The organism is Ruegeria arenilitoris (genome assembly GCF_013032855.1).
Classification (GTDB): domain Bacteria; phylum Pseudomonadota; class Alphaproteobacteria; order Rhodobacterales; family Rhodobacteraceae; genus Ruegeria; species Ruegeria arenilitoris.
Genome location: NZ_WQDA01000001.1, coordinates 353,282 through 378,742, shown reverse-complemented (window position 1 = coordinate 378,742; position 25,461 = coordinate 353,282). Strand labels below are relative to the sequence as shown.

The following is a 25,461-nucleotide window of genomic DNA, read 5'->3' as shown; positions in this document are numbered from 1 at the left end:
GCGGGTGCACGCCAGATGCTATGCGGGCTTACGCATCGGAACGTTCGCGGTGTCGGCTGACGCAAAGGCGAACCACGGCAGATGCAGGACCGTGTGCCTTCTGCGGCCTTATCCCTTTCAATCCGACGCAATCTCATGTATGCGCGCGGTATCTGAGACGTTGTGCCCTGACCCCGGCACTCGAATGGAAGATAAATTGGGGTCGGCGGCAATGGGGCCGCCACGCAAAACGGGAGACCCGCAGGGGCGGGAGTGCTCCCATCTAGGATACGCATATGTTTGATGTAACGAAGAAATCGATGCAGTGGGGCGAGGAAACGCTCACACTGGAAACCGGCAAGGTTGCCCGTCAGGCTGACGGCAGCGTGATTGCCACGCTGGGCGAGACCAGCGTCATGGCCAACGTGACCTTTGCCCGGGAACAGAAGCCCGGTCAGGACTTTTTCCCGCTGACCGTGCACTATCAGGAAAAATACTATGCCGCCGGCAAGGTGCCGGGTGGCTTCTTCAAGCGCGAGGCCCGTCCGACCGAGAAAGAGACGCTGACCGCGCGCCTGATCGACCGTCCGATCCGTCCGCTGTTCGTTGACGGGTTCAAGAACGAAGTTCTGGTGATGTGCACCGTACTGAGCCACGATCTGGTCAACGACCCCGACATCGTGGCGATGATCGCCGCATCGGCGGCCCTGACCATCTCGGGCGCGCCCTTCCGCGGCCCGATCGCCGGTGCCCGCGTTGGTTTCGTGGATGGCGAGTACGTCCTGAACCCGACCGTGGACGACATGCAGGACCTGCGCCTGAACCCTGAACAGCGTCTGGATCTGGTTGTGGCCGGCACCAAAGACGCCGTGATGATGGTGGAGTCGGAAGCCTACGAGCTGACCGAAGCCGAGATGCTGGGCGCCGTGACCTTCGCGCACGAACAGATCCAGCCGGTGATCGACCTGATCATCTCGCTGGCCGAAGACGCCGCGAAAGAGCCCTTTGCCTTCGAAGCCCCTGACTACTCGGAGCTGTACGCTGCCGTGAAAGCTGCCGGTGAAGAGCAGATGCGTGCCGCATTCGCAATCACCGACAAGCAAGAGCGCACCGCAGCCGTCGCTGCCGCGCGCGAGGCCATCAAGGCCGCTCTGACCGAAGAGCAGCTTGAGGACTCGAACCTGGGTTCGGCGATGAAAAAGCTCGAAGCCAGCATCCTGCGCGGCGACGTGGTGAAGGGCGGCAAGCGGATCGACGGTCGTTCGACCACCGACGTGCGCCCGATCGTGGCCGAAACCGGCCTGCTGCCGCGGACCCATGGTTCGGCCCTGTTCACCCGAGGTGAAACCCAGGCGCTGGCCGTGACGACGCTGGGCACTGGTGACGACGAGCAGTTCATCGACGCGCTGCACGGCAACTTCAAATCGAACTTCCTGCTGCACTACAACTTCCCGCCCTACTCGGTCGGCGAAGTGGGCCGCGTCGGTTCGCCTGGTCGCCGCGAAATCGGCCACGGCAAACTGGCATGGCGCGCCCTGCAGGCGGTTCTGCCGGCTCCGACCGATTTCCCCTACACCATCCGCGTGGTGTCCGAGATCACCGAGTCGAACGGCTCGTCCTCGATGGCATCGGTCTGCGGCGGTTCGCTGTCGATGATGGATGCGGGCGTTCCGCTCAAGGCTCCGGTGGCCGGTGTGGCCATGGGTCTGATCCTGGAAGACGACGGCGACTATGCCGTTCTGACCGACATCCTGGGTGACGAAGACCACCTGGGCGACATGGACTTCAAGGTTGCGGGTACCGAAAACGGCATCACCTCGCTGCAGATGGACATCAAGGTCGCGGGCATCACGCCCGAGATCATGGAGAAAGCCCTGGCTCAGGCCAAGGACGGCCGTCTGCACATCCTGAACGAGATGAGCAAGGCGCTGAGCGAGACTGCCGAGTTCTCGATCCACGCACCGCGCATCGAGACCATGCAGATCCCGACCGACAAGATCCGCGAAGTGATCGGCTCGGGCGGCAAGGTGATCCGCGAGATCGTGGAAACCAGCGGCGCCAAGGTCGACATCAACGATGACGGCATCATCAAGATCGCATCGCCCGATGGTGAGTCGATCAAGAAAGCCTACGAGATGATCCACTCGATCGTGGCTGAGCCGGAAGAAGGTCAGATCTATACCGGCAAGGTCGTGAAAATCGTCGATTTCGGCGCCTTCGTGAACTTCTTCGGCAAGCGTGACGGTCTGGTCCACGTGTCTCAGATCGAAAACCGCCGCCTGAACCACCCTTCGGACGTTCTGAAGGAAGGCCAGGAAGTGAAGGTCAAACTTCTGGGCTTCGACGATCGCGGCAAGGTGCGCCTGTCGATGAAATGCGTCGATCAGGAAACCGGCGAAGAGATCGTGCCCGAGAAGAAAGAAAAGAAAGAGGAAGGCGCGGAATAATCCGCCCTGCCCCTTGCTTGATCCAAGACCCCGGTTCCGGCCGGGGTCTTTTTTGTTTTACCGAGGCCTTTCCCGGGCGGCGCCCCTGTTCTATGCACGACACCATGCGATCCTTCGTCATCCATATGTCCTCCAGCACCGCGCGCCGACCCAATGCCGAGCAGCTCTGCGCCGACCTGCCCAATGCCGAACTGATCGAAGCGGTCAACGGGCGCGATCCGGCGCAGATTGCCGGGGTCACGCTGCATCCGGGCAACCTGCACCGCCCGCACTACCCCTTCGCGCTGCGCCCGGCCGAGATCGGCGTCTTCGAAAGCCACCGTCGGATCTGGCGCAAGATGGTCGACGAGGGGATCGACCTGGCTATCACCGCCGAAGATGATCTGCGCATCGATCCCGACCGGATGAACGCTGCACTGGATCTGTTGCGCCCGATCGCGACCCCTGATCACTACATCCGCATCCCGGTCAAGCAGCGCGAAACCGCAGCCCAGACCCTAGCTGAGCGCGACGGCCTTCGTCTGATCCTGCCCAAGGTCATAGGGTTGCAATGTGTCTGTCAGGTGGTGGGACGGAAGGCGGCGGAACGTCTGCTGGCGGCCACCGACCACATTGACCGCCCGGTGGACACGTTCCTGCAGATGCACTGGATCACGGGCCAGCCCGTCCACGCGCTGTTGGGCAGCGGCAACCAGGAAGTGGCCCGTGAAATCGGCGGCTCGACGATCCAGACGAAACCGCCGTTGACCGATAAGCTGACCCGCGAGTTCAAGCGGGCTGCCTATCGCGCGCAACTGCACCTGCATCCGCAGCGTCCCGCCTAGTCGGGCACCGCGTCGCCCAGTTCCTCGACCAGGAAATCCATCGCCCGGCGCACCCGCAGCGGCAGATGACGACGCTCAGGATAGACGATCCAACTCGCACGGCTTGGGTCTTCGTACCCCTGCAGTATCGGCTCCAGCTCAGGGGGGCGTTTCGCGCCCAGAAAAATCTCGGGCGCGTACATGACCCCCAGACCTTGCCGCGCGGCAGAAAGAACGGCGTGCGGGTTGTTGGCCTGCCACCGGCCATGCACCCGAACCTCGATCGGGTCGCCCGAGCCGGGGTCGCGGAATACCCACCGATCATTGTTGGTGATCAGGCACTGATGATGCCGCAGGTCGGCCGGATGGGTCGGCCTTCCGTGCCGGTCGAGATAGCCGCGCGCGGCAACGCAGACCATCCGTCGGGTCGCCAGCCGCCGCGCGATCAGCCCGCTCTCCGTCAACTGGCCATAGCGGATGGCAAAGTCGAAGCCTTCTTCGGTCAGGTTCAGAAGGCGCGAATTGAAGTCGATCGTAACCGAGAGCTTGGGGTGCAGGCTTGCGAACCGTGCCAATGCCGGTGCCACGAACTGTTCCGCAAATGGCCCGGCGGCCGACACGCGAATGCGCCCCGCGATCTGGGCCCGATCCCCTGACGCTGACTGGTTCGCCTCTTCCAGACCCGCCACAAGCCCGGCCACCCGCGCGTGATAGTCGCGTCCGGCGTCGGTCAGGCGCACCACGCGGGTCGAACGCGCCAAAAGCTTGACGCCCAAACGATCCTCAAGCCGGGCGACCTGACGCGAGACATGACTGGCCGAAACCCCAAGCCGCCGGGCCGCAGCAGTGAAGCCCCCCGTCTCGACCACCATCAGGAATTCTTCCAGCCCATCCCACAGCGCCATCTCGCAGCCTCATTGTTACATGTCAGCAATAATGCTTTGCCAAATCCGGCACTAATCAACAAGCGGCAACAGACATATATCCCGATCACACAAGACACGGGCCGGGTGAACCGGCCGAACTAGGAGAAAACACATGGCTTCGACTGCAAAGAAAATTCTGATCGTCCTGACATCGCATGACCAGCTGGGCGACACCGGAGAAAAGACCGGGTTCTGGCTCGAGGAGTTGGCCGCTCCGTATTACGTGTTCAAGGATGCCAGGGCCGAACTGACGCTGGCCTCGCCCAAAGGCGGGCAGCCGCCGCTGGACCCCAAAAGCAGCGCACCCGACAGCCAGACCGACGAAACCCGCCGGTTCGAGGCCGACCCCGAAGCGACGGCAGCATTGGCCAACACGGTCAAACTGTCCGAAGTGAACGCCCAGGACTATGACGCGATTTTCTATCCCGGTGGGCATGGGCCGCTGTGGGACCTGGTGTCGGATGAGAAATCGATTGATCTGATCGAGGCGTTCTGGTCGGCCGGGAAACCGGTCAGCGCCGTGTGTCACGCCCCGATCGTTCTGGCGCACACCAAGGCCGCGGACGGGTCGCCGCTGGTCAAGGGTCGTACCGTCACCGGCTTCACGAATGAAGAAGAAGACGCCGTCGGCCTGACGGATATCGTGCCGCTGCTGGTCGAGGATACGATGAAGGACCGGGGCGCACAGTTCAGCAAGGTGGAGCCGTTCCAACCTCACGCGGTACAGGACGGCAAACTGATCACCGGGCAGAACCCGGCTTCGTCCGCTGCGGTTGCGAGGAAAGTGCTTGAGGCGTTTGAGGCCTGAGGACGTTCAATGCGGAACAGGGCGGGGCGTGATGCGCCCCGCCCCTTCTTTGCGTCAGCTCGGCGCTTTGGTCTTGCGCAGATAGGGGAAGATCGTCTCGAACTCGCCGAACTTCTCCTTGGCTTCGTCATTCGAAACCGACGGCGGGATGATTACGTCTTCGCCCGGCACCCAGTTGGCCGGGGTAGCCACGCCCTTGGCGCTCATTTGCAGGCCGTCCAGCGCGCGCAGGATCTCGGCAAAGTTTCGGCCCACGGTCATCGGATAGGTCATCGACAGTTTCAGCTGCTTGTCCGGCCCGATGATGAAGACCGAGCGCACCGTTGCGCTGTCTGCCGGCGTGCGGCCATCGGGCAGATATGCTTCGGCGGGCAGCATGTCGAAGGCCTTGGACACTGCCAGTCCGTCATCGGCGATGATCGGAAAGCCGGGGTTGGCCTTGCCATAGGCCTCGATGTCCTTCTTCCACTTCTTGTGGTCCTCGACCCCATCGACCGAAACACCGATCACTTTGGTGTTGCGCTTGGCCCATTCGTCGTTCAACTGCGCCACGGCCGAAAACTCGGTGGTGCAGACCGGAGTGAAATCCTTGGGGTGCGAGAAGAGGATCGCCCAGCTGTCGCCGATCCAGTCGTGGAACTGGATGGTGCCCTGGTCCGTTTCAGCGGTGAAATTGGGGACGGTATCGTTGATGCGCAAACCCATGATGCATCTCCTTTCCTGTGAAAACCCGAGTCGGTTGGTGCAAACCTAATCACTTTGCCCTCAGGTTAAACCATTGATGTGGCGCAGGGGCAAAAAACGTGCGATCAATAATTTGATCAAATTTCCAGAATTGCCTTGCCCCAAGGGGGCCGCAGTGACAGAGTGCCCGGGAAAACCGACCGCGCGGTCGAATGAATGCGGATCAAGAGGACACGCCATGATCGAGAAACGCGACTTTTACATCAACGGCCAGTGGGTCGCCCCCAGCCAAGCCAATGATTTCCATGTGATCGACCCCTCGACCGAGGAGCCCTGCACGGTGATTTCTCTGGGCGGTCAGGCCGATACCGACGCGGCCGTGGCGGCGGCCAAGACGGCGCTGCCGGGCTGGATGGCCACGCCGGTCGAAGAGCGCATCGCGCTGGTGGAAAAGCTGATCGAGATCTACCCCACCCGCGCCGAAGACCTCGCGCAGGCAATGTCGATGGAGATGGGCGCGCCGATCGACATGTCGCGCACCCAGCAGGTGGGCGCCGGGATCTGGCACCTGAAGAATTTCATTCGAGCAGCCAAGAGTTTCCAGTTCGAGCGCCCCCTGGGCGATCATGCCCCCAATGACCGGATCATCTACGAGGCAGTCGGCGTCGCCGCGCTGATCACCCCGTGGAACTGGCCGATGAATCAGATCACGCTCAAGGTGGGCGCGGCGGCGATCGCGGGCTGCACCATGGTTCTGAAACCGTCCGAGCAAAGCCCGCTGAACGCGATGATCTTTGCCGAGATGATGCACGAGGCGGGCTTTCCGCCGGGTGTCTTCAACCTGGTGAACGGCGACGGCGTGGGCGTGGGTTCGCAACTGTCGGGGCATCCGGACGTCGACATGGTCAGCTTCACCGGCTCGACCCGTGCGGGCACGGCGATTTCCAAGAACGCCGCCGACACGCTCAAGAAGGTGCATCTGGAACTGGGCGGCAAGGGCGCCAACGTGATCTTTGCCGATGCCGATGACAAGGCGGTCAAGCGCGGCGTGCTGCACATGATGAACAACACCGGCCAGAGCTGCAACGCGCCCAGCCGGATGCTGGTGCAGCGCCCGATCTATGATCAAGCCGTGGAAACCGCGGCCGAGGTCGCCAATAAGGTCACCGTGGGCCCGGCGATGCAGGAAGGCCGCCATATCGGCCCCGTCGTGAACGAGCTGCAATGGACCAAGATCCAGGCCCTGATCACGAAAGGCATCGACGAGGGTGCGCGCCTGGTCGCCGGCGGTCCCGGTCGCCCCGAAGGGTTCAACAAAGGCTATTTCGTGCGCCCCACCGTGTTTGCCGACGCCAACAACCAGATGACCATCGCGCGCGAGGAGATCTTTGGCCCGGTCCTGACCATGATCCCCTTCGATACCGAGGAAGAGGCCATCGAGATCGCCAATGACACGCCCTATGGCCTGACCAACTATGTCCAGACGCAGGACGGCGCCCGCGCCAACCGCATGGCGCGCAAACTGCGCTCGGGCATGGTCGAGATGAACGGCCAGTCGCGCGCTGCCGGTTCGCCCTTTGGCGGCATGAAACAGTCCGGCAACGGGCGTGAAGGCGGTGTCTGGGGGCTGGAGGACTTTTTGGAGGTCAAGGCCGTCAGCGGCTGGACCCCGGAATAACCCCCGCACGGGAACGCACAAAATGTGGGGCAAGGCGCGGACAGGCACCTTGCCCCGTTTGCGTCAGGCCGGACGCACCACCAGTTGTGGCTCGCCGTTCGACGTATGGCGAGCTGACCGACCGTCCCAGCCGATCTGACCGCTGACGCGCTGGCGAAAGGCCGAGAAGCTGTCAAAGGTCACCACGTCGACCGGGGTGTCGAACTGCAGCGTGATCCGCCGCTGCGCGCCGTCGCCCAGCATCGTCAGGCCGCGGATTTCCCCGGTGAAGGGCTGGCCCAGATAGGTACCCCGCACGCGGTCTCCGACCTTCAGGTGCAGCCGGTTTCCGGCCATCGCGTGCATCGTATTCCAGTCGCGTGCGCCATGCTGATGGGCGATCATCTCAAGCGATTGCGCATGGCTCAGGGCCACGCCGGCGCCACGCAGTTTCTCGCGCAGGCGTTTGGCCTGCACTTTCAGCTCGCCCACGGGGGCGATGGTTCGGATCTGTGTCATGTCTTGCCTCGTTTCCAGAAACGGGCGCGAGTATTGGACGGGGCTCGCCTTGCCATCCGCGCGCCGGGAAAGGGCAACAGATGTGGTTTGAACCGGGTTTCACCAAAGCCAAAGGGCCGCGAGCGGCAGGAGACCCGAACCTGCGCGCCTTTTGGCAGGCGCGAGACCCCCAGTCAATCAGGCATCGGCCTGCGCCGCCTCGTAGGCCAGCATGGCGCGTTTGACGGGCAACCCCCAGTGATAGCCGCCCAGGCCCCCCGATTTGCGCAGCGCGCGGTGGCAGGGGATCAGCCAACTGACCGGGTTGCGGCCCACCGCCGTGCCCACTGCCCGCACCGCCTGCGGCGTGCCCACGGCCTGCGCGATCTGGGAATAGGTCGTCACCTGGCCCGAGGGGATCTGCATCAGCGCCTCCCACACCTTGATCTGCAAGGGTGAGCCGATCAGGTACAACGGCGTAGGCTCCAGCCGGTCGCTGGCCGCGCCGAAGGCCGACAGGACCCACGGGCGCAGGCGCATCGGATCCTCGACGTATTCCGCCAGGGGCCAGCGCGACAGCATGTCCTGCATCGCGGCCTCTTCGCCGGTCTCGGCGGCAAAGGCCATGCCGCAGATGCCCTTGGCCGTGCCCATCACCAGCGCCGGGCCAAAGGGGCTTTCGAACCAGCCCCAATAGATGGTCAGCCCGGCCCCCTTGCGGGCATATTCGCCGGGGCTCATCGCCTCCCATTTCAGGAACAGGTCGTGCAGGCGGCCGCTGCCGGACAGACCGACGCTGTGCGCGGTCTCCAGCGTGGTGAACCGCTCGCGCAGCAGCGCCTTGGCATGGCCGAGCGTCAAATATTGCTGGTAGCGTTTCGGCGACACGCCCGTCCAGCGCGAGAACAGGCGCTGGAAATGGGCGGGGCTCATATCCATCTGGCGGGCCAGCTCTTCCAGCGACAGCGACTCGCCGCCCTGGTCGATCAGATCGATCGCGCGCCGCATCACGTTGTAGTGGTAACCGGATTCGGATGTCTGGACGTTCATGGCATTCACCTTGCTATGGCTTGTCCCATCCTAGCCGCGCCGGGCCCGACGGTGCGACCCGAAACTTGCGCATTGGCGGCACGGCCGGCTTTGGGCTTGTCACCCGGCACCGCGGGCGGCATTAAGGCCCGGATGGCAAAGCAGCTTGATTATCACACGATCCGCGAGATCTTTATCCGGTTCCAGCAGGCCGACTCCGAACCCAAGGGCGAGCTTGAGCACGTGAACGTGTACACGCTTGTCGTCGCCGTGGCGCTGTCGGCGCAGGCGACCGATGCGGGCGTCAACAAGGCCACCCGCGCGCTGTTCAAGATCGCGGACACGCCGCAGAAGATGCTCGACCTCGGCGAAGAGGGGTTGATCGAGCACATCAAGACCATCGGCCTGTTCCGCCAGAAGGCCAAGAACGTCATCAAGATGTCGCGCATCCTGGTCGAGGACTACGGCGGCGAGGTGCCCAATTCGCGCGCGGCGCTGCAATCTCTGCCGGGCGTCGGGCGCAAGACCGCGAACGTGGTGCTGAACATGTGGTGGCGATACCCGGCGCAGGCGGTGGACACCCATATCTTTCGCGTCGGCAACCGCACGGGTATCTGCCCCGGCAAGGATGTGGATGCCGTGGAACGCGCCATCGAAGACAATATTCCGGTGGACTTTCAGCTTCACGCCCATCACTGGCTGATCCTGCACGGCCGGTACCACTGCAAGGCGCGCAAGCCGCAATGCGGCACCTGCCTGATCCGCGACCTGTGCCAATTCGAGGACAAGACCCTATGAAAACCTATCACCTGACCGGCATCGGCAACGCCGTTGTGGACGTCATCTCTCAGGCCGACGACAGCTTTCTCGAGATGATGGGAATCGAAAAAGGGATCATGCAGCTGATCGAACGCGAACGCGGCGAGGTGCTGTATGCAGCCATGGAAAACCGGGTGCAGACGCCGGGCGGGTCGGTGGCCAACACCATCGCGGGCGCGGGTGCGCTGGGTCTGGACGCGGCCTTCATCGGGCGGGTGCATGATGATGCACTGGGCCGGTTCTATGCCGATGCGATGAACGAGGACGGCGTGGATTTCGTAAACCCGCCCGTGCCGGGGGGCGAACTGCCGACCTCGCGCTCGATGATCTTCGTCTCGCCCGATGGCGAACGGTCGATGAACACCTATCTGGGGATTTCCTCGGAACTGTCCTCGGCCGACGTGCCGGCCGAGGTGGCGGGCAACAGCCAGATCATGTTCCTCGAGGGGTATCTGTTCGACAAGGAGAAGGGCAAGACCGCCTTCCTGGAGGCCGCGCGCGACTGTCGCAACGGCGGCGGCAAGACCGGCATCGCTATCTCCGACCCGTTCTGCGTCGAGCGTCACCGCACCGATTTCCTGCTGCTGATCGAACACGAGCTGGATTTCGTGATCGGCAACGAGGCCGAGATCAAATCGCTGTTCGAGACCGACGACCTGGAAGAGGCGCTGCGGCGCACGGCTGCGATCTGCCCGCTGGTGGTCTGCACCCGCTCGGGCGACGGGGTGACGGTTCTGCATGACGGCATTCGCATCGACGTGCCGGTCGAGAAGGTTGTGCCGGTGGACGCTACCGGCGCGGGCGACCAGTTCGCCGCCGGATTCCTGTTCGGCATGGCGACGGGCCGCGACATGGAGACATGCGCCCGCATCGGCAACGTCTGCGCCAGAGAAGTGATCAGCCATATCGGCCCGCGCCCCGAGGCGAACATGCTGGAACTGCTGCGGGACGAAGGGTTGGTTTGAGCGGGGGCACCCGCTCAAAGGCTACCGCCTAAAGGGCAGGATCTCGGCAATCAAGCCGTCGGGGTCCCGCCGAATCCAGCGGATGAGCTTGGGCGTAGTTTGGGTGTTCTCCGGCACCACGCACAGGTTCGCTGTGCTTTGCACACCAAAATTCAGCAACCGGCCATATAGCGCCGGTGGACGCCAGCCAGTTCAACCTGTTCAGTTGAGGGCGCGTGAGTTCCTCACCGATCTGGCGGGGTCCAGTCCGTCTGGACCGACTCGCGCCGGCTAAGCCGCAGGGCAAGCCCGATGGCGACGCCGACACCGATGGCCACGGTCAGGTCGATGAAGACGGTCAGCAGCATGGTCAGAACCAGCAGCGCCCGATCGCTGGGGCGCGCGCGGGCATATTCACCCCATTTGTGCGGCTCACTCATGTTCCACGCGGTGATCATCAACAGCGCGGCCAACGCCGGCATGGCCAGATAGCCCGCCGCCGGGGCCGCAACCAGCAGGATCAGCAGGATCGTCAACGCGTGGATGATGCCCGCAACCGGCGTCTTGCCGCCCGCCTTGATGTTCGTCGCCGTGCGCGCGATAGCCCCGGTGGCCGGCAACCCTCCGAACAGGGCCGAGGCGATGTTGGCCGCGCCCTGGGCCGTCAATTCCGCGTTGGGCCTGTGCTGCCCGCCGATCATCCGGTCGGCAACCATGGCCGACAGCAGCGATTCCACTCCGGCCAGAAAGGCGATCACGACCGCCGAAGGGAACAGCTCGACAAAGCGCGACAGCGACAGGTCGGGCAGCTGGGGCGCAGGCAGGGTCGAGGGCAGATCACCGAACCGCGAATGGATCGTGTCGACCCCCAGCCCCATCAGCGCGACCAGCGCCGAGGCAACGCCGACCGCGATGATCAGCCCCGGAAAACGCGGCGCGATCCGGCGCAGGGCAACGATCAGAACGGCCGCCAGCAGGGCGGTTCCCGTGGCCGGCAGGTTCAGCGTGTCGCGCGCGTCCCATAGCGCGGGTACTTTCTCAAGAAATTCGGCGGGCAGATTTTGAATCGACAGGCCGAAGAAATCCTTGATCTGGCTGGTGGCGATGATGACGGCGATGCCGATGGTAAAGCCGTTGACAACGGCCTCGGGCACGAATGAGATCAATCGCCCGGCCCGGAAATAACCCGCGATCAGCAGGATGAACCCTGCCATGAAGGTGGCCATGACCAACCCGTCATATCCGTGTTCGGCAATCACGCCGAACACCACCACGATGAAGGCGCCGGTCGGGCCTCCGATCTGGACCCGGCTGCCCCCCAGCGCCGAAATGACGAACCCCGCGACGATGGCCGTGACCAACCCCTGCGCCGGGTCCGCGCCCGAGGCGATGGCGATCGCCAGGCTCAGCGGCAGGGCCACCATGGCAACCGAAATCCCGGCGATCAGATCCGCCGTGAACTGAGCCATGTCATAGGTTTTGAGCGTCGTCAGAATCTTTGGCTGGCGCATGAAATTCACCATCCGCAAAAAGCCGCTACTGCTGCGCGGCCCAAAAAAGCGCGCAAGACTTGCGCCTGTTTCAAGCCCGCGTCAAGTGCGACGAATATGCGCGCCGAATGCCTCCATCACCCGCTCGTAGACCTCGCGCTTGAAGGGTACGATCTCGGCAATCAGGCGGTCGGGGTCCTGCCATTTCCAGCAGGTGAATTCGGGGTGGTCGGTCTCGATGTCGATCTGGTCGTCGGTTCCCAGAAACCGCAGCAGGAACCATTTCTGCTCCTGCCCGCGGAAGCGGCCCTTCCAGATGTGGGGCACGACGTCATGCGGCAGGTCGTAGGGCAGCCAGCCGTCGGTCTCGGCCACGATTTCCACGAGGTCGGGGGTGACGCCGATTTCCTCCTGCAATTCGCGCAGGGCCGCCGCGCGCGGAGATTCACCCTCGTCCACGCCACCCTGGGGCATCTGCCAGGCGTCCTCGAAGCGGTCGTTGCGCTGGCCGACGAAGATCTTGCCCTGATCGTTCATCAGCATCAGGCCGACGCAGGGGCGATAAGGCAGTTTGGCGATCTGTTCTGGGGTCATGGGCGGGCCTCGCGATGTGGTTGGCCAAGCTGTAGCAACTGGCAAAGCGGCGGCAAAGGGGGTGACGTCAGGTTTCGCGTGACACCGGCGCGGTGCGGCGCGATTGTCGGCCCCGAATTGAGGGAGAGTTTCACGATGACTGCGTACCCGAACCTGCTGGCCCCTCTGGATCTGGGCTTTACCACGTTGAAGAACCGGGTCCTGATGGGCTCGATGCATACCGGGCTGGAAGAAACCGGCGACTGGAACCGGGTGGCCGAGTTCTATGCCTCGCGCGCACGTGGTGGCGTGGCGCTGATGGTGACGGGTGGCATCGGGCCGAACCTCGAAGGCTCGGTCCTGCCGGGGGCGGCGATGATGGCCAGCGACAAGGATGTGGCCAATCATTCTGTCGTCACCGACCGGGTGCATCAGGCGGGCGGCAAGATCGCCATGCAGATCCTGCACGCAGGCCGCTATGCCTATGGCCCGAAATGTGTGGCCCCCAGCCCGGTGAAGTCACCAATCTCGCCCTTCCCCCCCAACGAGCTGGACGAAGAGGGCATCGAGAAGCAGATCCGCGACATCGTGAACGCCGCCGTGCTGGCCCAGAAGGCGGGCTATGACGGGGTCGAGATCATGGGGTCCGAGGGGTATTTCATCAACCAGTTCCTGGTGACCCATACCAACAAGCGCACCGACCGCTGGGGCGGGTCCTATGAGAACCGGATGCGCCTGCCGCTGGAAATCGTGCGCCGCACCCGCGAGGCGGTGGGCACCGATTTCATCATCATCTACCGCCTGTCGATGATCGACCTTGTGCCCAACGGCTCGACCCATGAAGAGGTGGTGCAGCTGGCGCAAGCGGTCGAGAAGGCCGGGGCGACGATCATCAACACAGGCATCGGCTGGCACGAGGCTCGGATTCCCACAATTGCCACCAGCGTCCCGCGCGCGGCCTTTGCCTGGGTGACGAAGAAGCTGATGGGCAAGGTGGGGATTCCGGTCATCACTTCGAACCGGATCAACACGCCCGAAGTCGCCGAAGAAGTGCTGTCGACCGGCTGCGCCGACATGGTCTCGCTGGCGCGGCCGATGCTGGCGGATGCGGATTTCGTGGCCAAGGCGATGGCTGGCGAGTCGGCCAAGATCGCGCCCTGCATCGCCTGCAACCAGGCCTGTCTGGATCACACCTTCAGCGGCAAGCTGACATCCTGCCTGGTGAACCCGCGCGCCTGCCACGAGACCGAGCTGGTGATCGAAAAGGCCGCCACGCCCAAGCGCGTGGCCATCGTGGGCGCGGGTCCGGCGGGCCTGTCCACGGCGATGACGGCGGCGCAGCGCGGCCATGACGTGACCGTGTTCGACAAGGCCGACGAGATCGGCGGCCAGCTGAACATGGCCAAGCAGGTGCCCGGCAAGGAAGAATTCTGGGGTCTGGTGGACTGGTATCGCACCATGCTGGACGATCTGGGAGTAAAGGTCGAACTGGGCCGCGCGGTTGGCGCCGACGATCTGGCCGGGTTCGACGAGGTGGTGATCGCCACGGGCGTCAACCCGCGCGATCCGCAGATCCCCGGCCAGGATCGCGACAATGTCGTGAACTATATCGACGTGCTGCGCGGCAGGGCCCCGGTGGGCAAGTCGGCGGCCGTGATCGGCGCCGGCGGCATCGGCTTCGACGTATCGGAATACCTGCTGGAGGAGGGCCATTCGCCCACCACCGACCTGCCGCTGTGGATGAAGGAATGGGGCGTCGCCGACCCCGAGCAGTACCGCTCAGGCCTCGCACCCGAAGGTCCGCAGCCCGAGGCGCCCAAGCGGCAGGTCACGCTGCTTCAACGCAAGAAGCAGGCGCATGGCAAGGGGCTGGGCAAGACCACCGGCTGGATCCACCGCGCGACGCTGAAGATGAAGGACGTGAACTTCGTGGGCGGCGTGAACTACGAGCGCATCGACGACGAGGGGCTGCATGTCTCATTCGGAGAAGAGCGCGCGGACCCGACGGTTATCAAAGCCGAAACGATTGTCCTTTGTGCCGGACAGGTGCCCGAGCGGTCGTTGGCCGATGCACTGATCGAACGCGGGATCACCCCGCATGTGATCGGCGGCGCGGATGTGGCCGCGGAACTGGATGCCAAGCGGGCGATCAACCAGGGCACGCGGCTGGCCGCTGCACTTTAGGGAAGACCAGTTCCGTCCACTGCCCCAAGGCGAGAACACCCAGACAAAAGAAAGCCACCCGAACGATGCCCGGGTGGCTTTTTTGAGAGTTGAGCCAATTCCCCGCCTTAAACGGAAAAAGTCAGACCTGTCTCGTCCTCGAACAGTGCCAGGTATTCATGGTAGTCCCGAAAGGCGCGGCGCAGAAGAATTTGTGACGCTGGCTTCGCGCGCCAGGGCTTCTTGCCCCCGATATAGTGCCACATCTTCGGGTTTCGGCTTGCCTGTTTCAGTTGGTCTCGAAATTCGGCAGAGGTATGCCGGAATTTCGGACTGTGCGCGTCGTACCAAATCTGCGGCCGCGTGTTCCACTGCTGAGGAAGTCTGAGCCACTGGCCCGCAAAAATCTGGTTCATCCGATCCTGCTCGGGCAGGTCGTGGATATGCGGGATCAGCTTGTCGAAATCGCCCAGCTCCTTGCCTGCGGGTGAGTTCCGGATCGCTTCGCAATCCAGCAGAAGGATGCCCGCGTTGAAGTAGTTCTCGCCGGGCAGAAAGCCCAACCGGATGCTGCGCAAAACGCGCGTCACCGACTTTTGGTGTTCGTGCCCCGGCCTCAGAACACTCTGAAGGGATGGGCGCAGAAAGCGGCCTTCGCCCAAGGTGACCAATCCCATGTCGACACAGGCCCCGATCCCGTGGCCATTCATGTCGAGATCCTGCAACTCGCAGACATCGCCCAGCACAAGAGTGTCGGCGTCAATGAACAGACACCGGCCCGAAAAGAAGTCTGGCAGAAACAACGGCAGCAGCGTGATTTTCGGGTATTTCGTCTTGAACTCTGAAAACCGGCCGAGCGTCTCGGACTGGAACTCCCGATAGCGGACCCTGCCGTTGTCGACGGCGCGGTCCAGCTGTTCGACGGCTGCGATGTCCTGTGCGGTGAAATCCTGACCGAAAATGGTAACGTCAACAGGCCGGCTGGCGTTCTTGACCACGGAATAGGCCGACAGCAATGCGGGACACAGAAAGTTCCGGTCGACCCCAAAAACAACGTTCATTCAAATACCATGGCTCAGCCCCTGATCGGGATCGTGTATAGGCGAGGCAAGCACATGTAATCAAACCGAAACCGTCCCGGCGCTGCGGTTGGTCGGTACGGGTTACTCCACGGTGATCGTTATCACCTCGGAAACGATCGGCGTCGCGTGAGGCACATGACCCGCATCGCCCAGGACCAGTTGCAACGTGTGCGTCCCGGGGGCAAGCTCCAACGTGACTTCGGTCTGACCACCGCCAAAGTGCAGGTGGTTGTCATCAGCCGGCAGTCCGTAGGCCAGTTCATCGGCCCCGTCCTCACCCTGACCCAATGGGGGACGGTCGATCAGCAAATGGTGATGGCCGGTGTTTTCCTTTTCGGTCCCGGCTGGCGCAACGCCCATACCGCGGAGGCCAAAGACCACCGTCACCGGCGACGTTACCGTGTCGCCGTCCGACAGGTTGACGAAGTAAACCTCGGCGTCGGGGTTCGAAGGTGTCTCCCCGCCGGCCCAGGCCAAGGGGGCAAACAGGCAAAAAACGGTTGCTAGAATGGCTTTCATGATCTCCTCCCTGGTCACAAAAATGCCATTCTGACTTTAGCACGTTGCGAGAAATTACCAGAAAAGAACACGCAAACAGGGGGCGGATGCAGGAGTGAAACCACTGTTTCCGCGTTTCCGAAGCGCAAACGATCCGATTCAAAACCCTGATATTATCCCATGTCTGCCCAGTTTCCGCCCAGATTGGAGGCGATGGTCGGTCAACGAACAGACGACCTGGGGAACGAGAATGGACCGACTGACAGAAATGGAGGCCTTCGCCAACGTGGTGGACCAAGGTGGTTTCACCGACGCGGCCAAAAAGATGGGCATTTCCAAATCAGCCGTGTCAAAGCACGTGTCGAGCTTGGAGGCCCGCTTGGGCGCGCGTTTGCTGAACCGCACGACGCGCCGCGTGTCGCCGACCGAGATCGGGCTGGCCTATTACGACCGCGCACGCCGCGTGCTGAATGATGCAGGCGAAGCCGACGCGCTGGTGACGTCGATGCAATCGGCGCCTTCAGGTCTGCTGCGCATCAGTGTGGCCACTGATTTCGGGGTGAACCACCTGTCGCCCGTTCTGTCCGGTTTCCTGGCGGCCTATCCCGACATCACCGTGAACATGGTCTTGAACAATCGCTATGTCGAACTGATTTCCGAAGGGTTCGACGTGGCCGTGCGCATCGGCGAGCTGGAAGACAGCACCCTGCGCGCCCGCAAGCTGACCGAGACGGTCAAACGCATGGTTGCGGCCCCCAGCTATATCGAGAAGTTCGGGCGCCCGGCAAAGATAGATGACCTCAACGAACACAAGCTGCTGCATTACTCCAGCCAGTCCTCGGGCAACGTCTGGAAGTTGACCGCGCCCTCGGGCGAAAAGAGGCAGGTGCGCACGGCCGGTTGGCTGAGCGTGAACGACGGACAATCCCTGTTGAATGCGGCGATCTCGGGCCTCGGAATCGCTTATCTGCCCAGCTATCTTTACGCGGACGCGCTGAAATCCGGCCAGGTGGTCGACGCGATGCCATCGTTGCCGGACGAGGTTCAGGGCGTCTATGCGGTGTACCCGCCGGGCCGGTTCACCCAGCCCAAGGTGCGGGCGTTCATTGATTTCCTTGTCGAGTCCTTTGCCGAAAAAGGTCCGATGGATTGGTAAGACCTCCCAGTGAAGACTGACCGGCCCGCGCAAGTTGCGCGGGCTTTTTTTCTTGGTCAGTTCAACAGCAGAACAGCCTCGACCCGGCGGTTCTGTTCGCGCCCTTCCGGGGTGGCGTTGGAAACGATCGGGGCGAGGTAGCCGACGCCCTGCGCCTGCACGCGGTCTTCGGCTACTCCATGTGCCTCGATCAATCGCGCACGGACAGCCTGAGCGCGGCGCGTGCTGACCTCGATATTGGCCTGCAGGTCGCCGGTGTCGTCGGTGTGCCCAACCAGCGCCAGCCGCGCGCCGGGGGTTTCAGCCAGGTAGCCAGCCAGCAGGCCCAGCGACTCGAATGGCCCGGCCCCCAAGGCGACCTCGCCCGTCTCAAAGCTGAGATCGCCGAGTATCACGTGTCCATCCCGTACAAGGCTGGCAACCAGCCCGTCGCCGCCAATCACCGTTTCCTCGACCACCAGCGGCGGTGGGGTCTTACCCTTCGGAGTGACGCGGATCATCTGCACATACCCGTCGGGCTGATTTCGGCTGATCAGCAAGGTCAGAGCTTCGGCTCCACGAGTGGCTGACAGAAATCGATAGTCATTGATTGCCACATACATGTCGGGCGTCGGCACCACGTCGGTTCCAAAGCGGAAGTCGAACCCACCGCAAGTGCGGGCCTCACATTCGAAAGCGATCTCGAAACCCTGCGCCTTGAGCTGATCCCGCAGCGGGTCGAGGATCTGCAGCGTCGTGCTGGATCCGGCCTGCAAGCGCCATGTGGTGCGCTCGATCCGGCCTTCGACCGTGCGCGCGGGAACGGCGTTGTCTGCAAACGGGCCGGTCGGCAATTGGTAGCTGTCCAACGGGCTGACGCGCTGGCTGATTTGTCGCGCGCTCGCCGGCAGCGACAGGTCCTGCGCCGCCACTGGACCCGCGATCAGACAGAAAAGAAGGACAGCAAATCGGGTCATCGAAACTGCGCGTGATACTCGTCATTGGGCACCATCGCCGTGGCACTGGCGACCCGGTTGGACATGTTGAAGAAGCCCGCAACGTTTGCGATGTCCCAGATGTCGCGGTCGGTGAACCCCGCATCGCGCAGGCGCTGGCGGTCCGGTTCCTCGATCTCGGCGCTGGCGGTGGTCATCTTTGCGGCGAAGTCCAACATCGCGCGCTGGCGGGCATCCAGCGGCGCCACACGGTAGTTCATCACCAGCATTTCACCCAGCTTGGGATCACCTGACAGCTGACGCACGGCGGCCCCGTGGGCCACCAGGCAATAAAAACACCGATTGATCGACGAGACCACGACCGCAATCATCTCACGTTCCAGCTTGCTGAGCCCGCTGTCCGCCAGCATCAGGTCATTGTACATGCCCGTGAACGCGTTCAGCTTGTCGATGTCAAAGGCGTTTGCCTTCAGTACGTTCGGGACCATGCCCAGCTTCTCGACGCAGATATCGAAGTATTTCTGCGTCTCGGGCGGCAGCGGATCCACCATTGGCAGGTCAAGCGCGGTGGGCATGTCTCGATCGGTCACGTCTGTCTCCTCTCAGACCAGCTGGCGATAGTGATACTCTCCGACGCGTTCCATCCCCAGAGAGTGGTAGAGCGCGTTGGCGCCGATATTGGCCTTGGTGCAGATCACGCTAAGGGTATGCGCGCCATTGTCCAGCGCCCAAAAGGCCGCGGCGCGCATTGCCCATTGGCCCAGCCCCTGCCGGCGGTGGGCGGGTACGATCTCAAGCGCGTGCAGCATGGCGATACCATCATGTATGGCGACATAAGCGGTGCCGGCCGGTTGATCGCGGTGTCGCAGCAACAGTCCGGTTTTCGGACCTGGTGCCCGTTCCATCACGGCCAGCCGGGCGGGCCCGATGCCACCTTGGGCCCAGATCTCGCGCATGATCGCCAACGGCTCCCACAGGCAGAACACCGTGACCGGCGGGACCGGCTGGTCCGTCAGCCGCGAGACCGGGCAGGCATAGATGTTGACCGGATCCAGAACCTCGTATCCGCGTTGCGCGAGGGTTTCGTCCAGGTCCGCGTCGTGGGGGCGCAGGCAGAAGATGCGCTTTTGGCCCATCGCAAGCATGGCCGCCTCGGCCGCCTCGATGTCGGTCGCTGTGACCGGGCCGGTACGGCTGGCCGCCGATACGCGTGATCCACCGCCCTGCCCTTCGCGCAGCAGAAACGGACCCAATTGCTCATACCGTGCGGCGGGCCAGGTGCCATCGACCACTGCCGCCCAGTCTACCGTCACAGGCTAAGCTCCTTGGCCAGTCGCGTCGTGACCGCATCGATACGCGACCCGTCAGTGCCCCGAACAACCACGTTGGCCCCGAAGACGCCGTTGATCTGGAACGGGTAACACCCGATCGACACGTCGCCAAATTCCTCTGCCACGGCGGCCAGGGTCGCAGCGATGTCACCTTCTCCCCGGTTGACCCGCAAGGTCTGAGACAACAACGGTTTTCCTCCGGTCAGGGTGGGCAGCACACTGGCCACCATCGCCTGGAAGACCAATGGGACGCCGGCCATCACATGGACATTACCTAGTGTGAACCCTGGCGCGGTGGAAACCGGGTTGTCGATCAGCGTTGCCCCGTCAGGGATGCGCGCCATGCGCAGGCGCGCTTCGTTCAGCTCCAGCCCCGATTGGTCGTAGTGCGCCTGCAGCAGGGCGCGGGCATCGTCTCGCACATCGATTTGCGCCCCGAACGCGCGGGCGATGCAATCGGCGGTGATGTCGTCATGGGTGGGGCCGATGCCCCCGCTGGTGAACACATGGTCATAGCCCTGCGACAGCGCCGTGACGGCGGCCTCGATCGCCGGTGCCTCGTCGCTGACGATGCGGACCTCTTTCAGATCGATGCCGTGTTTGGTCAGCTCCTGCGCCAGATAATGCATGTTGGCGTCGCGGGTTCGGCCGGACAGGATTTCATCCCCGATCACCAGCATTGCAGCGGTTGGGTTGGGCATGGCACGCTCTCCTCTTGATCGACCTTTGCGGCAGGTATAGGCCCGGAACCATGCGCTTTCAAACCCCTCTTGTGCCCGCCCGCCTGATCCGCCGCTATAAACGCTTTCTGGCCGACTGCAGGCTTGAGGACGGGCGCGAGGTGACGGCCCATTGCGCCAATCCGGGTTCGATGATGGGTCTGGCCGAACCGGGCGAAAAGATCTGGCTTGAGCCTAATGAAGACCCGAAGAAAAAGCTCAAATACGGCTGGCGGCTGGTCGATCATGAAAACGGCCATTTCACCGGGGTCGATACTTCGGTGCCCAACCGGGCCTTGCGCGCTGCGCTCCAAGCCCGGGAGATCCCCGCATTTGCCGCCTATGAAACCGTGCGGCCCGAGGTCAGATACGGCCAGAACAGCCGCATCGACTTTTTGCTTTCGCAACCCGGGCTGCCCGACGCCTATGTCGAGGTCAAAAGCGTGACCCTGTCGCGCGAACCGGGGCTGGCCGAGTTTCCCGACAGCGTCACCGCGCGGGGCACCAAGCATCTGGGGGAACTGGCCGAAATGGCCGCGCAAGGGCACCGGGCCATCCTGCTCTACCTGGTTCAGCGCACGGATTGCCGCAATTTCGCATTGGCCGCCGATATCGACCCGGCCTATGCGGCAGCGTTTTCGACTGCCCGGGCCAATGGGGTTGAACACTTGGTCTGTGGTACGCGCATTTCACCGGATGGCGTCTGGGTTCAGCCGCAGGCGACGATTTCCAGCGACTGAAGGCCGGTCGATTTCCGCCGCGTGGCGATTCAATCGGGGACGACGGCGTCGACCTCGATTTCAACCAACCATTCGGGATTTACGAACCGGTTGATCGCCATGATCGTGTCCACGGGTCGCGCGTCCAGACAGTACAGCTTGCGGGCCTCGATCGCCTGCTTCCAATTGTCGATATCGGTCAGGATCACGCGGGTTCGGACGATGTCCTGCAAACCCGATCCGGCACGCTCCAGCGCATCCTTGATGATCTCAAAGCATTGTTTGGTCTGCAAATAGACGTCCCCGACCCCGACTGTCTTGCCTTGCGCATCGACCGGGGCAGTCCCCCCGACCGCGATGAAATTCCCCACCCGGACGGCGCGGCTGAAGCCGACGACCGCCTCCATGGGGTTTCCATTCGATATCAGTTCCCGTTTCTGCGACATTCATCCGGCTCCTCTCTTCCCGACCAAATGAGTCTGTGTACATTCATTTGGCCCCAAATCCGGGCATCGGTCGAGGCCTTTTGACGCCGGGCCGGACCACCCGCGCAAAACGCGGCAACGTCCCTTGACGTTTCGCCCCCCGCATCCAAATTCAGATCAGGGCAGGCACCCGCGTCCCTGCGCCCTCTGGTACTTTCTGCACAAGCAGCGTAGAAAGGATGCTGCGCAGAATTTTTTGGAGCCCCGCACGAATGAAAGAGCATCGTGGCCGTCTGACGAAGGACGGTATCCGCATCTACGAACAGGCTGACTTTGCCGGCATGCACGCGGCAGGGGCTCTGGCGGCGCGCATCCTGGATGATATTGCCGAGCATGTCTTTCCCGGCCAGACCACTGGCGAGATCGACCGGATCATCACCCAGATGGTCGAGGACGCCGGCGCGAAATCGGCCACCATCGGTTACAAAGGCTATCAGCACGCCAGCTGCATCAGCGTGAACCACGTGGTCTGCCACGGGATTCCCGGGGACAAGAAGCTCAAGGATGGCGACATCCTGAATATCGACGTGACCGTGATCGTCGACGGCTGGTTCGGCGACACGTCGCGCATGTATGTGGCCGGAAAGCTGCCGCGCAAGGCCGAGCGGCTGATCCAGGTGACCCACGACGCCCTGTTCAAAGGCATTGAGATGGTCAAGCCGGGCAACACCTTCGGTGACATTGGCCACGCGATCCAGTCTTATGTCGAAGCCCACCGCATGAGCGTGGTGCGCGATTTCTGCGGGCACGGGCTGGGCCGCGTGTTCCACGCGCCGCCCAACGTGCTGCACTATGGCCGCCCGGGCACCGGCGCGGTTCTGGAAGAAGGCATGTTCTTCACCATCGAGCCGATGGTGAATCTGGGCCGCCCCGAGACCAAGACGCTGGCCGATGACTGGACCGCCGTGACCCGCGACAAGTCGCTGTCGGCGCAGTTCGAGCATTCGGTGGGTGTGACAGCGGACGGGGTCGAGATCTTTACCCTGTCACCGGGCGGCAAGTTCCACCCGACTTACTCCTCCTGATCGCCAGCCTGATCGCGCAGAAGCTTCAGCAGCAGGGTGTCCGGGCCCCAAGGCGTCACCGCGTCCTGAATGAAGACGGGTGCGGGCCGAGGCTGTGGCTCGGGTCCTGAGGTGGCCTGCGCCTGGAACCGGGCGGGCCAGAGTGGGCGTGAAAGTGCGCGGTCCATGACCGCAGTCTAGCACAGACCCGTCAATGACCCAAAAGCTGCGGCACCTCCCTCATGTCACGGATGACTTCGGCCCCGAGCCCCGCCAGGCGCGCGCCGTCATCAAGCGGCGCATAGGCAAGGCACCTCATCTGGGCCCGAATCGCGGCGGTCACACCGTTCGCACTGTCCTCGATGACGACCGGCGACTTTGCACCGAAATGTTGGGCCGCGGTCTGGAACAACTCCGGCTCGGGCTTGGCGCTGCCGACCTCATGGGCCGAGAAGATCGCGCCTTGGAACCTGTCCCAAAGCCCGTTCTGGCCCAGGGTGATCTGCATCTTCTCGCGCCGCCCGTTCGAGGCCACACAGAATGGAATGCGCTGTTCGTCCAGATGGCGCAGCAACTCGGGGATTCCCGGAATCACGGGAACACCTGCGCGCAGCACATCATAGATCTGCGCATAGATCTGCTCGGTCCAGTCATCGGGCAGGTCAGCGCCCATCTTGCGCGCCGAGTCCCGGACGCCCGACATGGTTCCGCCCACAAACATCGACATGCAGTCCTGCAGCGACAGGTTCAGCCCATACCCGGCCAGGTTGTCGACCATCACTTGGTTGGAGATCGTTTCACTGTCGACCAACACACCGTCGCAGTCAAAGATCACCAGATCGTGCATTGGGCTCTCCGTCGCAGGTTTCGCACCTGCCTACCCCGGGGGGCACGCAGGCTCAAGCCGGACCCCCGGCGGGGTCCCGCCACATCAGCGAGATATGGGTGTCGCCGTATTTGCGTGCATCGTGCAACGTGAAGCCCTCGGGCGGCGCCATCGGGGTGTTCTCTTCCCAGACCACCAGCGCGTCATCGGCCAGCCAGCCGCCCTTGAGCGCCGCTGCCAGCGCCTTTTGCCCCATTCCCTTGCCGTAGGGCGGGTCGAGGAAGATCAGGTCGAAAGGTTCCCCGGAATTGTCGCCCAGCCGGGTCGCGTCCCGGCGGATCAGGGCGGTGCGGTCGGCGCTGCGGGTCAGGTCGATATTCTTGCGGATCAGCCCCTGTGCCACCCGCCCGTCATCGACGAAGGTGACATGGGACGCGCCGCGCGACAGCGCCTCGAGGCCCAGCGCGCCGGTGCCGGCGAACAGGTCCAGCACCCGCAGCCCGTCGAAATCGATCAGGTGGTTCAGCACGTTGAACAGGCTTTCGCGCACCCGGTCGGTGGTGGGGCGCAGATGCGCGCCCGCATCCCCCTTGCCGACCGAGGCCAGCGCCCGGCCCCGGAAATCTCCGGCGATGATCCTCACGCCTTGAGCAGCGGTTTCAGATCCGCTGCGGGGTCGGCCACCACCGCCGGATCGGCGGTTTTTCCCGCGTCGATCAGGCGCTTGCCGACCATATAGGCGCGCGGGTCGTTCATCGCATCCACGGCCAGCAGCTGATCGCCCTGGTAATACCAGAACGAGGTGGTCGCTCCCTCGCCCGGACGGGTTACGACGTGGTCATAACCCATGTTCAGCCCGGCGATCTGCAGCTTCACGTCATACTGGTCCGACCAGAACCAGGGCGTGGCCACGTAATTCTTGCCCGCGCCCAGCATGTTCTGCGCCACCACCTCGGCCTGGTCGATGGCGTTGGGCACGCTTTCCAGACGGATTCGCCGGCCCTTGTAGGGGAACGAGGCGCAATCGCCCGCCGCCCAGATATCGGCGGCAGAGGTGCGGCCATGCACATCGGTTTTGATACCGTTTTCGATGGCAAGCCCGGCCGCTTCGGCCAGTTCGGTGGCCGGAGCGATGCCCACGCCGACCACCACGAAATCGACCTCGAGTTCGGTCCCGTCGCCCAGCACCGCGCCGGTGACCTTGCCATTCTCGCCGGTGATCCGGTCCAGCCCTACGCCTTCGCGGATGTCCACGCCATGCGCGCTGTGCAGTGCGCGGAAATAGTCGCTGGTCTCGGGGGCCGCGACACGCTGCAGGATGCGGTCAGCCATCTCGACCAGCGTCACCTGCACGCCGCGTTTGGCGCAGATCGCCGCGGCCTCGAGCCCGATATAACCGCCGCCCACGATCAGCGCCCGCGCGCCTTGGGTGACGGCGGGGGCCATCGTGTCCACATCGGCCAGCGTGCGCACCACATGCACGGCCGCCAGGTCTCCGCCGATCGCGGCAGGCAGGCGGCGCGGATGCGAGCCGGTGGTCAGGGCAAGCTGGTCGTAGGATATCACCTCACCGCTTATGGTCACGGTCTTGGCCGCCGGGTCGATCGCGCCCACCTGCTGGCCCAGACGCAGGGTGATATCGTTCTCGGCATAGAAACTTTCGGGGCGCAGGTAGAGCCGTTCAAGCTCCATCTCGCCCAGCAGATAGGCCTTGGACAGCGGCGGGCGCTGATAGGGCAGCACGGGTTCCGCCCCGATCAGGGTGATCGCCCCGTCAAACCCGCCTTTGCGCAGCCCGGCCACCAGTGATGACCCCGCCTGCCCGGCTCCGATCACGACGATATGGCTCATCTGGTCCGCCCCCTGTCAATTTCCCGTGGCTTGTG

The 25,461-nt window shown here is 63.4% G+C and carries 27 protein-coding genes; 10 read left to right on the top strand and 17 right to left on the bottom strand.

Annotated features, from left to right (window positions below; genetic code table 11):
* Positions 1-275 precede the first annotated feature (275 nt).
* Positions 276-2,426 (top strand): polyribonucleotide nucleotidyltransferase, encoded by a 2,151-nt coding sequence (gene pnp / locus GOW72_RS01785; protein ID WP_170341993.1) that lies wholly within the window; start codon positions 276-278, stop codon positions 2,424-2,426.
* 92 nt (positions 2,427-2,518) lie between these two features.
* Positions 2,519-3,250 (top strand): glycosyltransferase family 25 protein, encoded by a 732-nt coding sequence (locus tag GOW72_RS01780; RefSeq protein WP_244952300.1) that lies wholly within the window; start codon positions 2,519-2,521, stop codon positions 3,248-3,250.
* On the opposite strand, the gene GOW72_RS01775 is transcribed toward GOW72_RS01780, so the two are convergent.
* A complete protein-coding gene (locus GOW72_RS01775) occupies positions 3,247-4,134 on the bottom strand; it encodes a LysR family transcriptional regulator (protein WP_170364715.1) in 888 nt (295 codons plus the stop codon). The two genes, GOW72_RS01780 and GOW72_RS01775, sit on opposite strands and share 4 nt — an antisense overlap.
* A gap of 133 nt (positions 4,135-4,267) precedes the next feature.
* Here GOW72_RS01775 and GOW72_RS01770 point away from each other — a divergent pair, with 133 nt between their 5' ends.
* Complete coding sequence (locus GOW72_RS01770) at positions 4,268-4,963, top strand: type 1 glutamine amidotransferase domain-containing protein (RefSeq protein WP_170364130.1); 696 nt, start codon at positions 4,268-4,270, stop codon at positions 4,961-4,963.
* Between the two features lie 54 nt (positions 4,964-5,017).
* Here GOW72_RS01770 and GOW72_RS01765 read toward each other — a convergent pair whose 3' ends face one another.
* Positions 5,018-5,668: a peroxiredoxin gene (locus GOW72_RS01765; RefSeq protein WP_093964131.1), complete on the bottom strand. Its 651-nt coding sequence runs from the start codon at positions 5,666-5,668 to the stop codon at positions 5,018-5,020.
* Between the two features lie 217 nt (positions 5,669-5,885).
* On the opposite strand from GOW72_RS01765, the gene GOW72_RS01760 reads away from it, so the two are divergent.
* On the top strand, positions 5,886-7,325 hold the full coding sequence (locus GOW72_RS01760; protein ID WP_170364712.1) for an aldehyde dehydrogenase family protein: 1,440 nt from the start codon (positions 5,886-5,888) through the stop codon (positions 7,323-7,325).
* Between the two features lie 63 nt (positions 7,326-7,388).
* Here the strand turns inward: GOW72_RS01760 and GOW72_RS01755 are convergent, their stop codons facing one another.
* Both GOW72_RS01755 and GOW72_RS01750 read right to left on the bottom strand, forming a co-directional pair.
* A complete protein-coding gene (locus tag GOW72_RS01755) occupies positions 7,389-7,823 on the bottom strand; it encodes a glyoxalase superfamily protein (RefSeq protein ID WP_170364710.1) in 435 nt (144 codons plus the stop codon).
* A 177-nt stretch (positions 7,824-8,000) separates the two neighbouring features.
* Entirely contained in the window at positions 8,001-8,852 is an 852-nt protein-coding gene (locus tag GOW72_RS01750) for a bifunctional helix-turn-helix domain-containing protein/methylated-DNA--[protein]-cysteine S-methyltransferase (RefSeq protein ID WP_170364127.1), read from the bottom strand.
* Between the two features lie 132 nt (positions 8,853-8,984).
* Here GOW72_RS01750 and nth point away from each other — a divergent pair, with 132 nt between their 5' ends.
* Positions 8,985-9,629, top strand: coding sequence for an endonuclease III (gene nth, locus GOW72_RS01745; protein ID WP_170364707.1), 645 nt, complete (start codon positions 8,985-8,987; stop codon positions 9,627-9,629).
* Entirely contained in the window at positions 9,626-10,615 is a 990-nt protein-coding gene (locus GOW72_RS01740) for an adenosine kinase (RefSeq protein ID WP_170364705.1), read from the top strand. The genes nth and GOW72_RS01740 overlap by 4 nt, the downstream gene beginning before the upstream one ends.
* 224 nt (positions 10,616-10,839) lie before the next feature.
* On the opposite strand, the gene GOW72_RS01735 is transcribed toward GOW72_RS01740, so the two are convergent.
* Positions 10,840-12,105 (bottom strand): SulP family inorganic anion transporter, encoded by a 1,266-nt coding sequence (locus tag GOW72_RS01735; protein ID WP_170364703.1) that lies wholly within the window; start codon positions 12,103-12,105, stop codon positions 10,840-10,842.
* Positions 12,106-12,186: 81 nt separating this feature from the next.
* Positions 12,187-12,678, bottom strand: coding sequence for an RNA pyrophosphohydrolase (locus tag GOW72_RS01730; RefSeq protein ID WP_170364701.1), 492 nt, complete (start codon positions 12,676-12,678; stop codon positions 12,187-12,189).
* 135 nt (positions 12,679-12,813) lie between these two features.
* On the opposite strand from GOW72_RS01730, the gene GOW72_RS01725 reads away from it, so the two are divergent.
* A complete protein-coding gene (locus tag GOW72_RS01725; RefSeq protein ID WP_170364699.1) occupies positions 12,814-14,841 on the top strand; it encodes an NADPH-dependent 2,4-dienoyl-CoA reductase in 2,028 nt (675 codons plus the stop codon).
* Positions 14,842-14,948: 107 nt separating this feature from the next.
* Here the strand turns inward: GOW72_RS01725 and GOW72_RS01720 are convergent, their stop codons facing one another.
* The gene (locus GOW72_RS01720) at positions 14,949-15,881 is read right to left on the bottom strand and encodes a glycosyltransferase family 8 protein (RefSeq protein ID WP_170364696.1); all 933 of its coding nucleotides are present in this window, start codon (positions 15,879-15,881) and stop codon (positions 14,949-14,951) included.
* Between the two features lie 102 nt (positions 15,882-15,983).
* Positions 15,984-16,421 carry a DUF4399 domain-containing protein gene (locus GOW72_RS01715; RefSeq protein ID WP_170364694.1) on the bottom strand — a complete coding sequence of 146 codons (438 nt, stop codon included), beginning with the start codon at positions 16,419-16,421 and terminating at the stop codon, positions 15,984-15,986.
* Positions 16,422-16,650: 229 nt separating this feature from the next.
* Here GOW72_RS01715 and GOW72_RS01710 point away from each other — a divergent pair, with 229 nt between their 5' ends.
* Entirely contained in the window at positions 16,651-17,556 is a 906-nt protein-coding gene (locus GOW72_RS01710) for a LysR family transcriptional regulator (protein WP_093964122.1), read from the top strand.
* A 56-nt stretch (positions 17,557-17,612) separates the two neighbouring features.
* On the opposite strand, the gene GOW72_RS01705 is transcribed toward GOW72_RS01710, so the two are convergent.
* Genes GOW72_RS01705 through GOW72_RS01690 form a run of 4 tightly spaced genes read right to left on the bottom strand, consistent with a single transcriptional unit; the run spans position 17,613 to position 20,523 of the window.
* Positions 17,613-18,512 carry an OmpA family protein gene (locus tag GOW72_RS01705; RefSeq protein WP_170364692.1) on the bottom strand — a complete coding sequence of 300 codons (900 nt, stop codon included), beginning with the start codon at positions 18,510-18,512 and terminating at the stop codon, positions 17,613-17,615.
* Positions 18,509-19,081 (bottom strand): peroxidase-related enzyme, encoded by a 573-nt coding sequence (locus GOW72_RS01700; RefSeq protein WP_170360556.1) that lies wholly within the window; start codon positions 19,079-19,081, stop codon positions 18,509-18,511. The genes GOW72_RS01705 and GOW72_RS01700 overlap by 4 nt, the downstream gene beginning before the upstream one ends.
* A gap of 12 nt (positions 19,082-19,093) precedes the next feature.
* Positions 19,094-19,804, bottom strand: a complete 711-nt coding sequence (locus GOW72_RS01695; RefSeq protein WP_170364690.1) for a GNAT family N-acetyltransferase — start codon at positions 19,802-19,804, stop codon at positions 19,094-19,096.
* Positions 19,801-20,523, bottom strand: coding sequence for a competence/damage-inducible protein A (locus GOW72_RS01690; RefSeq protein WP_170364688.1), 723 nt, complete (start codon positions 20,521-20,523; stop codon positions 19,801-19,803). The genes GOW72_RS01695 and GOW72_RS01690 overlap by 4 nt, the downstream gene beginning before the upstream one ends.
* A 50-nt stretch (positions 20,524-20,573) precedes the next feature.
* Between GOW72_RS01690 and sfsA the strand changes: the two genes are divergently transcribed.
* Complete coding sequence (gene sfsA / locus GOW72_RS01685) at positions 20,574-21,281, top strand: DNA/RNA nuclease SfsA (RefSeq protein WP_170364686.1); 708 nt, start codon at positions 20,574-20,576, stop codon at positions 21,279-21,281.
* 29 nt (positions 21,282-21,310) lie between these two features.
* On the opposite strand, the gene GOW72_RS01680 is transcribed toward sfsA, so the two are convergent.
* Positions 21,311-21,706: a RidA family protein gene (locus tag GOW72_RS01680; protein ID WP_170364684.1), complete on the bottom strand. Its 396-nt coding sequence runs from the start codon at positions 21,704-21,706 to the stop codon at positions 21,311-21,313.
* A gap of 251 nt (positions 21,707-21,957) precedes the next feature.
* On the opposite strand from GOW72_RS01680, the gene map reads away from it, so the two are divergent.
* On the top strand, positions 21,958-22,770 hold the full coding sequence (gene map / locus GOW72_RS01675) for a type I methionyl aminopeptidase (protein WP_170360548.1): 813 nt from the start codon (positions 21,958-21,960) through the stop codon (positions 22,768-22,770).
* Here the strand turns inward: map and GOW72_RS01670 are convergent.
* The 4 genes from GOW72_RS01670 to GOW72_RS01655 are packed head-to-tail and all read right to left on the bottom strand — an operon-like array spanning position 22,758 to position 25,426.
* Positions 22,758-22,937, bottom strand: a complete 180-nt coding sequence (locus GOW72_RS01670; protein WP_170364682.1) for a hypothetical protein — start codon at positions 22,935-22,937, stop codon at positions 22,758-22,760. The two genes, map and GOW72_RS01670, sit on opposite strands and share 13 nt — an antisense overlap.
* 23 nt (positions 22,938-22,960) lie before the next feature.
* On the bottom strand, positions 22,961-23,596 hold the full coding sequence (locus tag GOW72_RS01665) for an HAD family hydrolase (protein ID WP_170364680.1): 636 nt from the start codon (positions 23,594-23,596) through the stop codon (positions 22,961-22,963).
* A gap of 52 nt (positions 23,597-23,648) precedes the next feature.
* Positions 23,649-24,218, bottom strand: coding sequence for a 16S rRNA (guanine(966)-N(2))-methyltransferase RsmD (gene rsmD, locus GOW72_RS01660; RefSeq protein WP_170364678.1), 570 nt, complete (start codon positions 24,216-24,218; stop codon positions 23,649-23,651).
* Positions 24,215-25,426 carry an NAD(P)/FAD-dependent oxidoreductase gene (locus tag GOW72_RS01655; protein ID WP_170364676.1) on the bottom strand — a complete coding sequence of 404 codons (1,212 nt, stop codon included), beginning with the start codon at positions 25,424-25,426 and terminating at the stop codon, positions 24,215-24,217. The genes rsmD and GOW72_RS01655 overlap by 4 nt, the downstream gene beginning before the upstream one ends.
* Between the last annotated feature and the right edge of the window lie 35 nt (positions 25,427-25,461).

Excerpts from the sequence above, each read along its gene's own strand:
- pnp (WP_170341993.1), top strand. The coding sequence starts at position 276 with ATGTTTGATGTAACGAAGAAATCGATGCAGTGGGGCGAGGAAACGCTC.
- GOW72_RS01780 (WP_244952300.1), top strand. The coding sequence starts at position 2,519 with ATGCACGACACCATGCGATCCTTCGTCATCCATATGTCCTCCAGCACC.
- GOW72_RS01775 (WP_170364715.1), bottom strand. The coding sequence starts at position 4,134 with ATGGCGCTGTGGGATGGGCTGGAAGAATTCCTGATGGTGGTCGAGACG.
- GOW72_RS01770 (WP_170364130.1), top strand. The coding sequence starts at position 4,268 with ATGGCTTCGACTGCAAAGAAAATTCTGATCGTCCTGACATCGCATGAC.
- GOW72_RS01765 (WP_093964131.1), bottom strand. The coding sequence starts at position 5,668 with ATGGGTTTGCGCATCAACGATACCGTCCCCAATTTCACCGCTGAAACG.
- GOW72_RS01760 (WP_170364712.1), top strand. The coding sequence starts at position 5,886 with ATGATCGAGAAACGCGACTTTTACATCAACGGCCAGTGGGTCGCCCCC.
- GOW72_RS01755 (WP_170364710.1), bottom strand. The coding sequence starts at position 7,823 with ATGACACAGATCCGAACCATCGCCCCCGTGGGCGAGCTGAAAGTGCAG.
- GOW72_RS01750 (WP_170364127.1), bottom strand. The coding sequence starts at position 8,852 with ATGAACGTCCAGACATCCGAATCCGGTTACCACTACAACGTGATGCGG.
- nth (WP_170364707.1), top strand. The coding sequence starts at position 8,985 with ATGGCAAAGCAGCTTGATTATCACACGATCCGCGAGATCTTTATCCGG.
- GOW72_RS01740 (WP_170364705.1), top strand. The coding sequence starts at position 9,626 with ATGAAAACCTATCACCTGACCGGCATCGGCAACGCCGTTGTGGACGTC.
- GOW72_RS01735 (WP_170364703.1), bottom strand. The coding sequence starts at position 12,105 with ATGCGCCAGCCAAAGATTCTGACGACGCTCAAAACCTATGACATGGCT.
- GOW72_RS01730 (WP_170364701.1), bottom strand. The coding sequence starts at position 12,678 with ATGACCCCAGAACAGATCGCCAAACTGCCTTATCGCCCCTGCGTCGGC.
- GOW72_RS01725 (WP_170364699.1), top strand. The coding sequence starts at position 12,814 with ATGACTGCGTACCCGAACCTGCTGGCCCCTCTGGATCTGGGCTTTACC.
- GOW72_RS01720 (WP_170364696.1), bottom strand. The coding sequence starts at position 15,881 with ATGAACGTTGTTTTTGGGGTCGACCGGAACTTTCTGTGTCCCGCATTG.
- GOW72_RS01715 (WP_170364694.1), bottom strand. The coding sequence starts at position 16,421 with ATGAAAGCCATTCTAGCAACCGTTTTTTGCCTGTTTGCCCCCTTGGCC.
- GOW72_RS01710 (WP_093964122.1), top strand. The coding sequence starts at position 16,651 with ATGGACCGACTGACAGAAATGGAGGCCTTCGCCAACGTGGTGGACCAA.
- GOW72_RS01705 (WP_170364692.1), bottom strand. The coding sequence starts at position 18,512 with ATGACCCGATTTGCTGTCCTTCTTTTCTGTCTGATCGCGGGTCCAGTG.
- GOW72_RS01690 (WP_170364688.1), bottom strand. The coding sequence starts at position 20,523 with ATGCCCAACCCAACCGCTGCAATGCTGGTGATCGGGGATGAAATCCTG.
- sfsA (WP_170364686.1), top strand. The coding sequence starts at position 20,574 with ATGCGCTTTCAAACCCCTCTTGTGCCCGCCCGCCTGATCCGCCGCTAT.
- GOW72_RS01680 (WP_170364684.1), bottom strand. The coding sequence starts at position 21,706 with ATGTCGCAGAAACGGGAACTGATATCGAATGGAAACCCCATGGAGGCG.
- map (WP_170360548.1), top strand. The coding sequence starts at position 21,958 with ATGAAAGAGCATCGTGGCCGTCTGACGAAGGACGGTATCCGCATCTAC.
- GOW72_RS01670 (WP_170364682.1), bottom strand. The coding sequence starts at position 22,937 with ATGGACCGCGCACTTTCACGCCCACTCTGGCCCGCCCGGTTCCAGGCG.
- GOW72_RS01665 (WP_170364680.1), bottom strand. The coding sequence starts at position 23,596 with ATGCACGATCTGGTGATCTTTGACTGCGACGGTGTGTTGGTCGACAGT.
- GOW72_RS01655 (WP_170364676.1), bottom strand. The coding sequence starts at position 25,426 with ATGAGCCATATCGTCGTGATCGGAGCCGGGCAGGCGGGGTCATCACTG.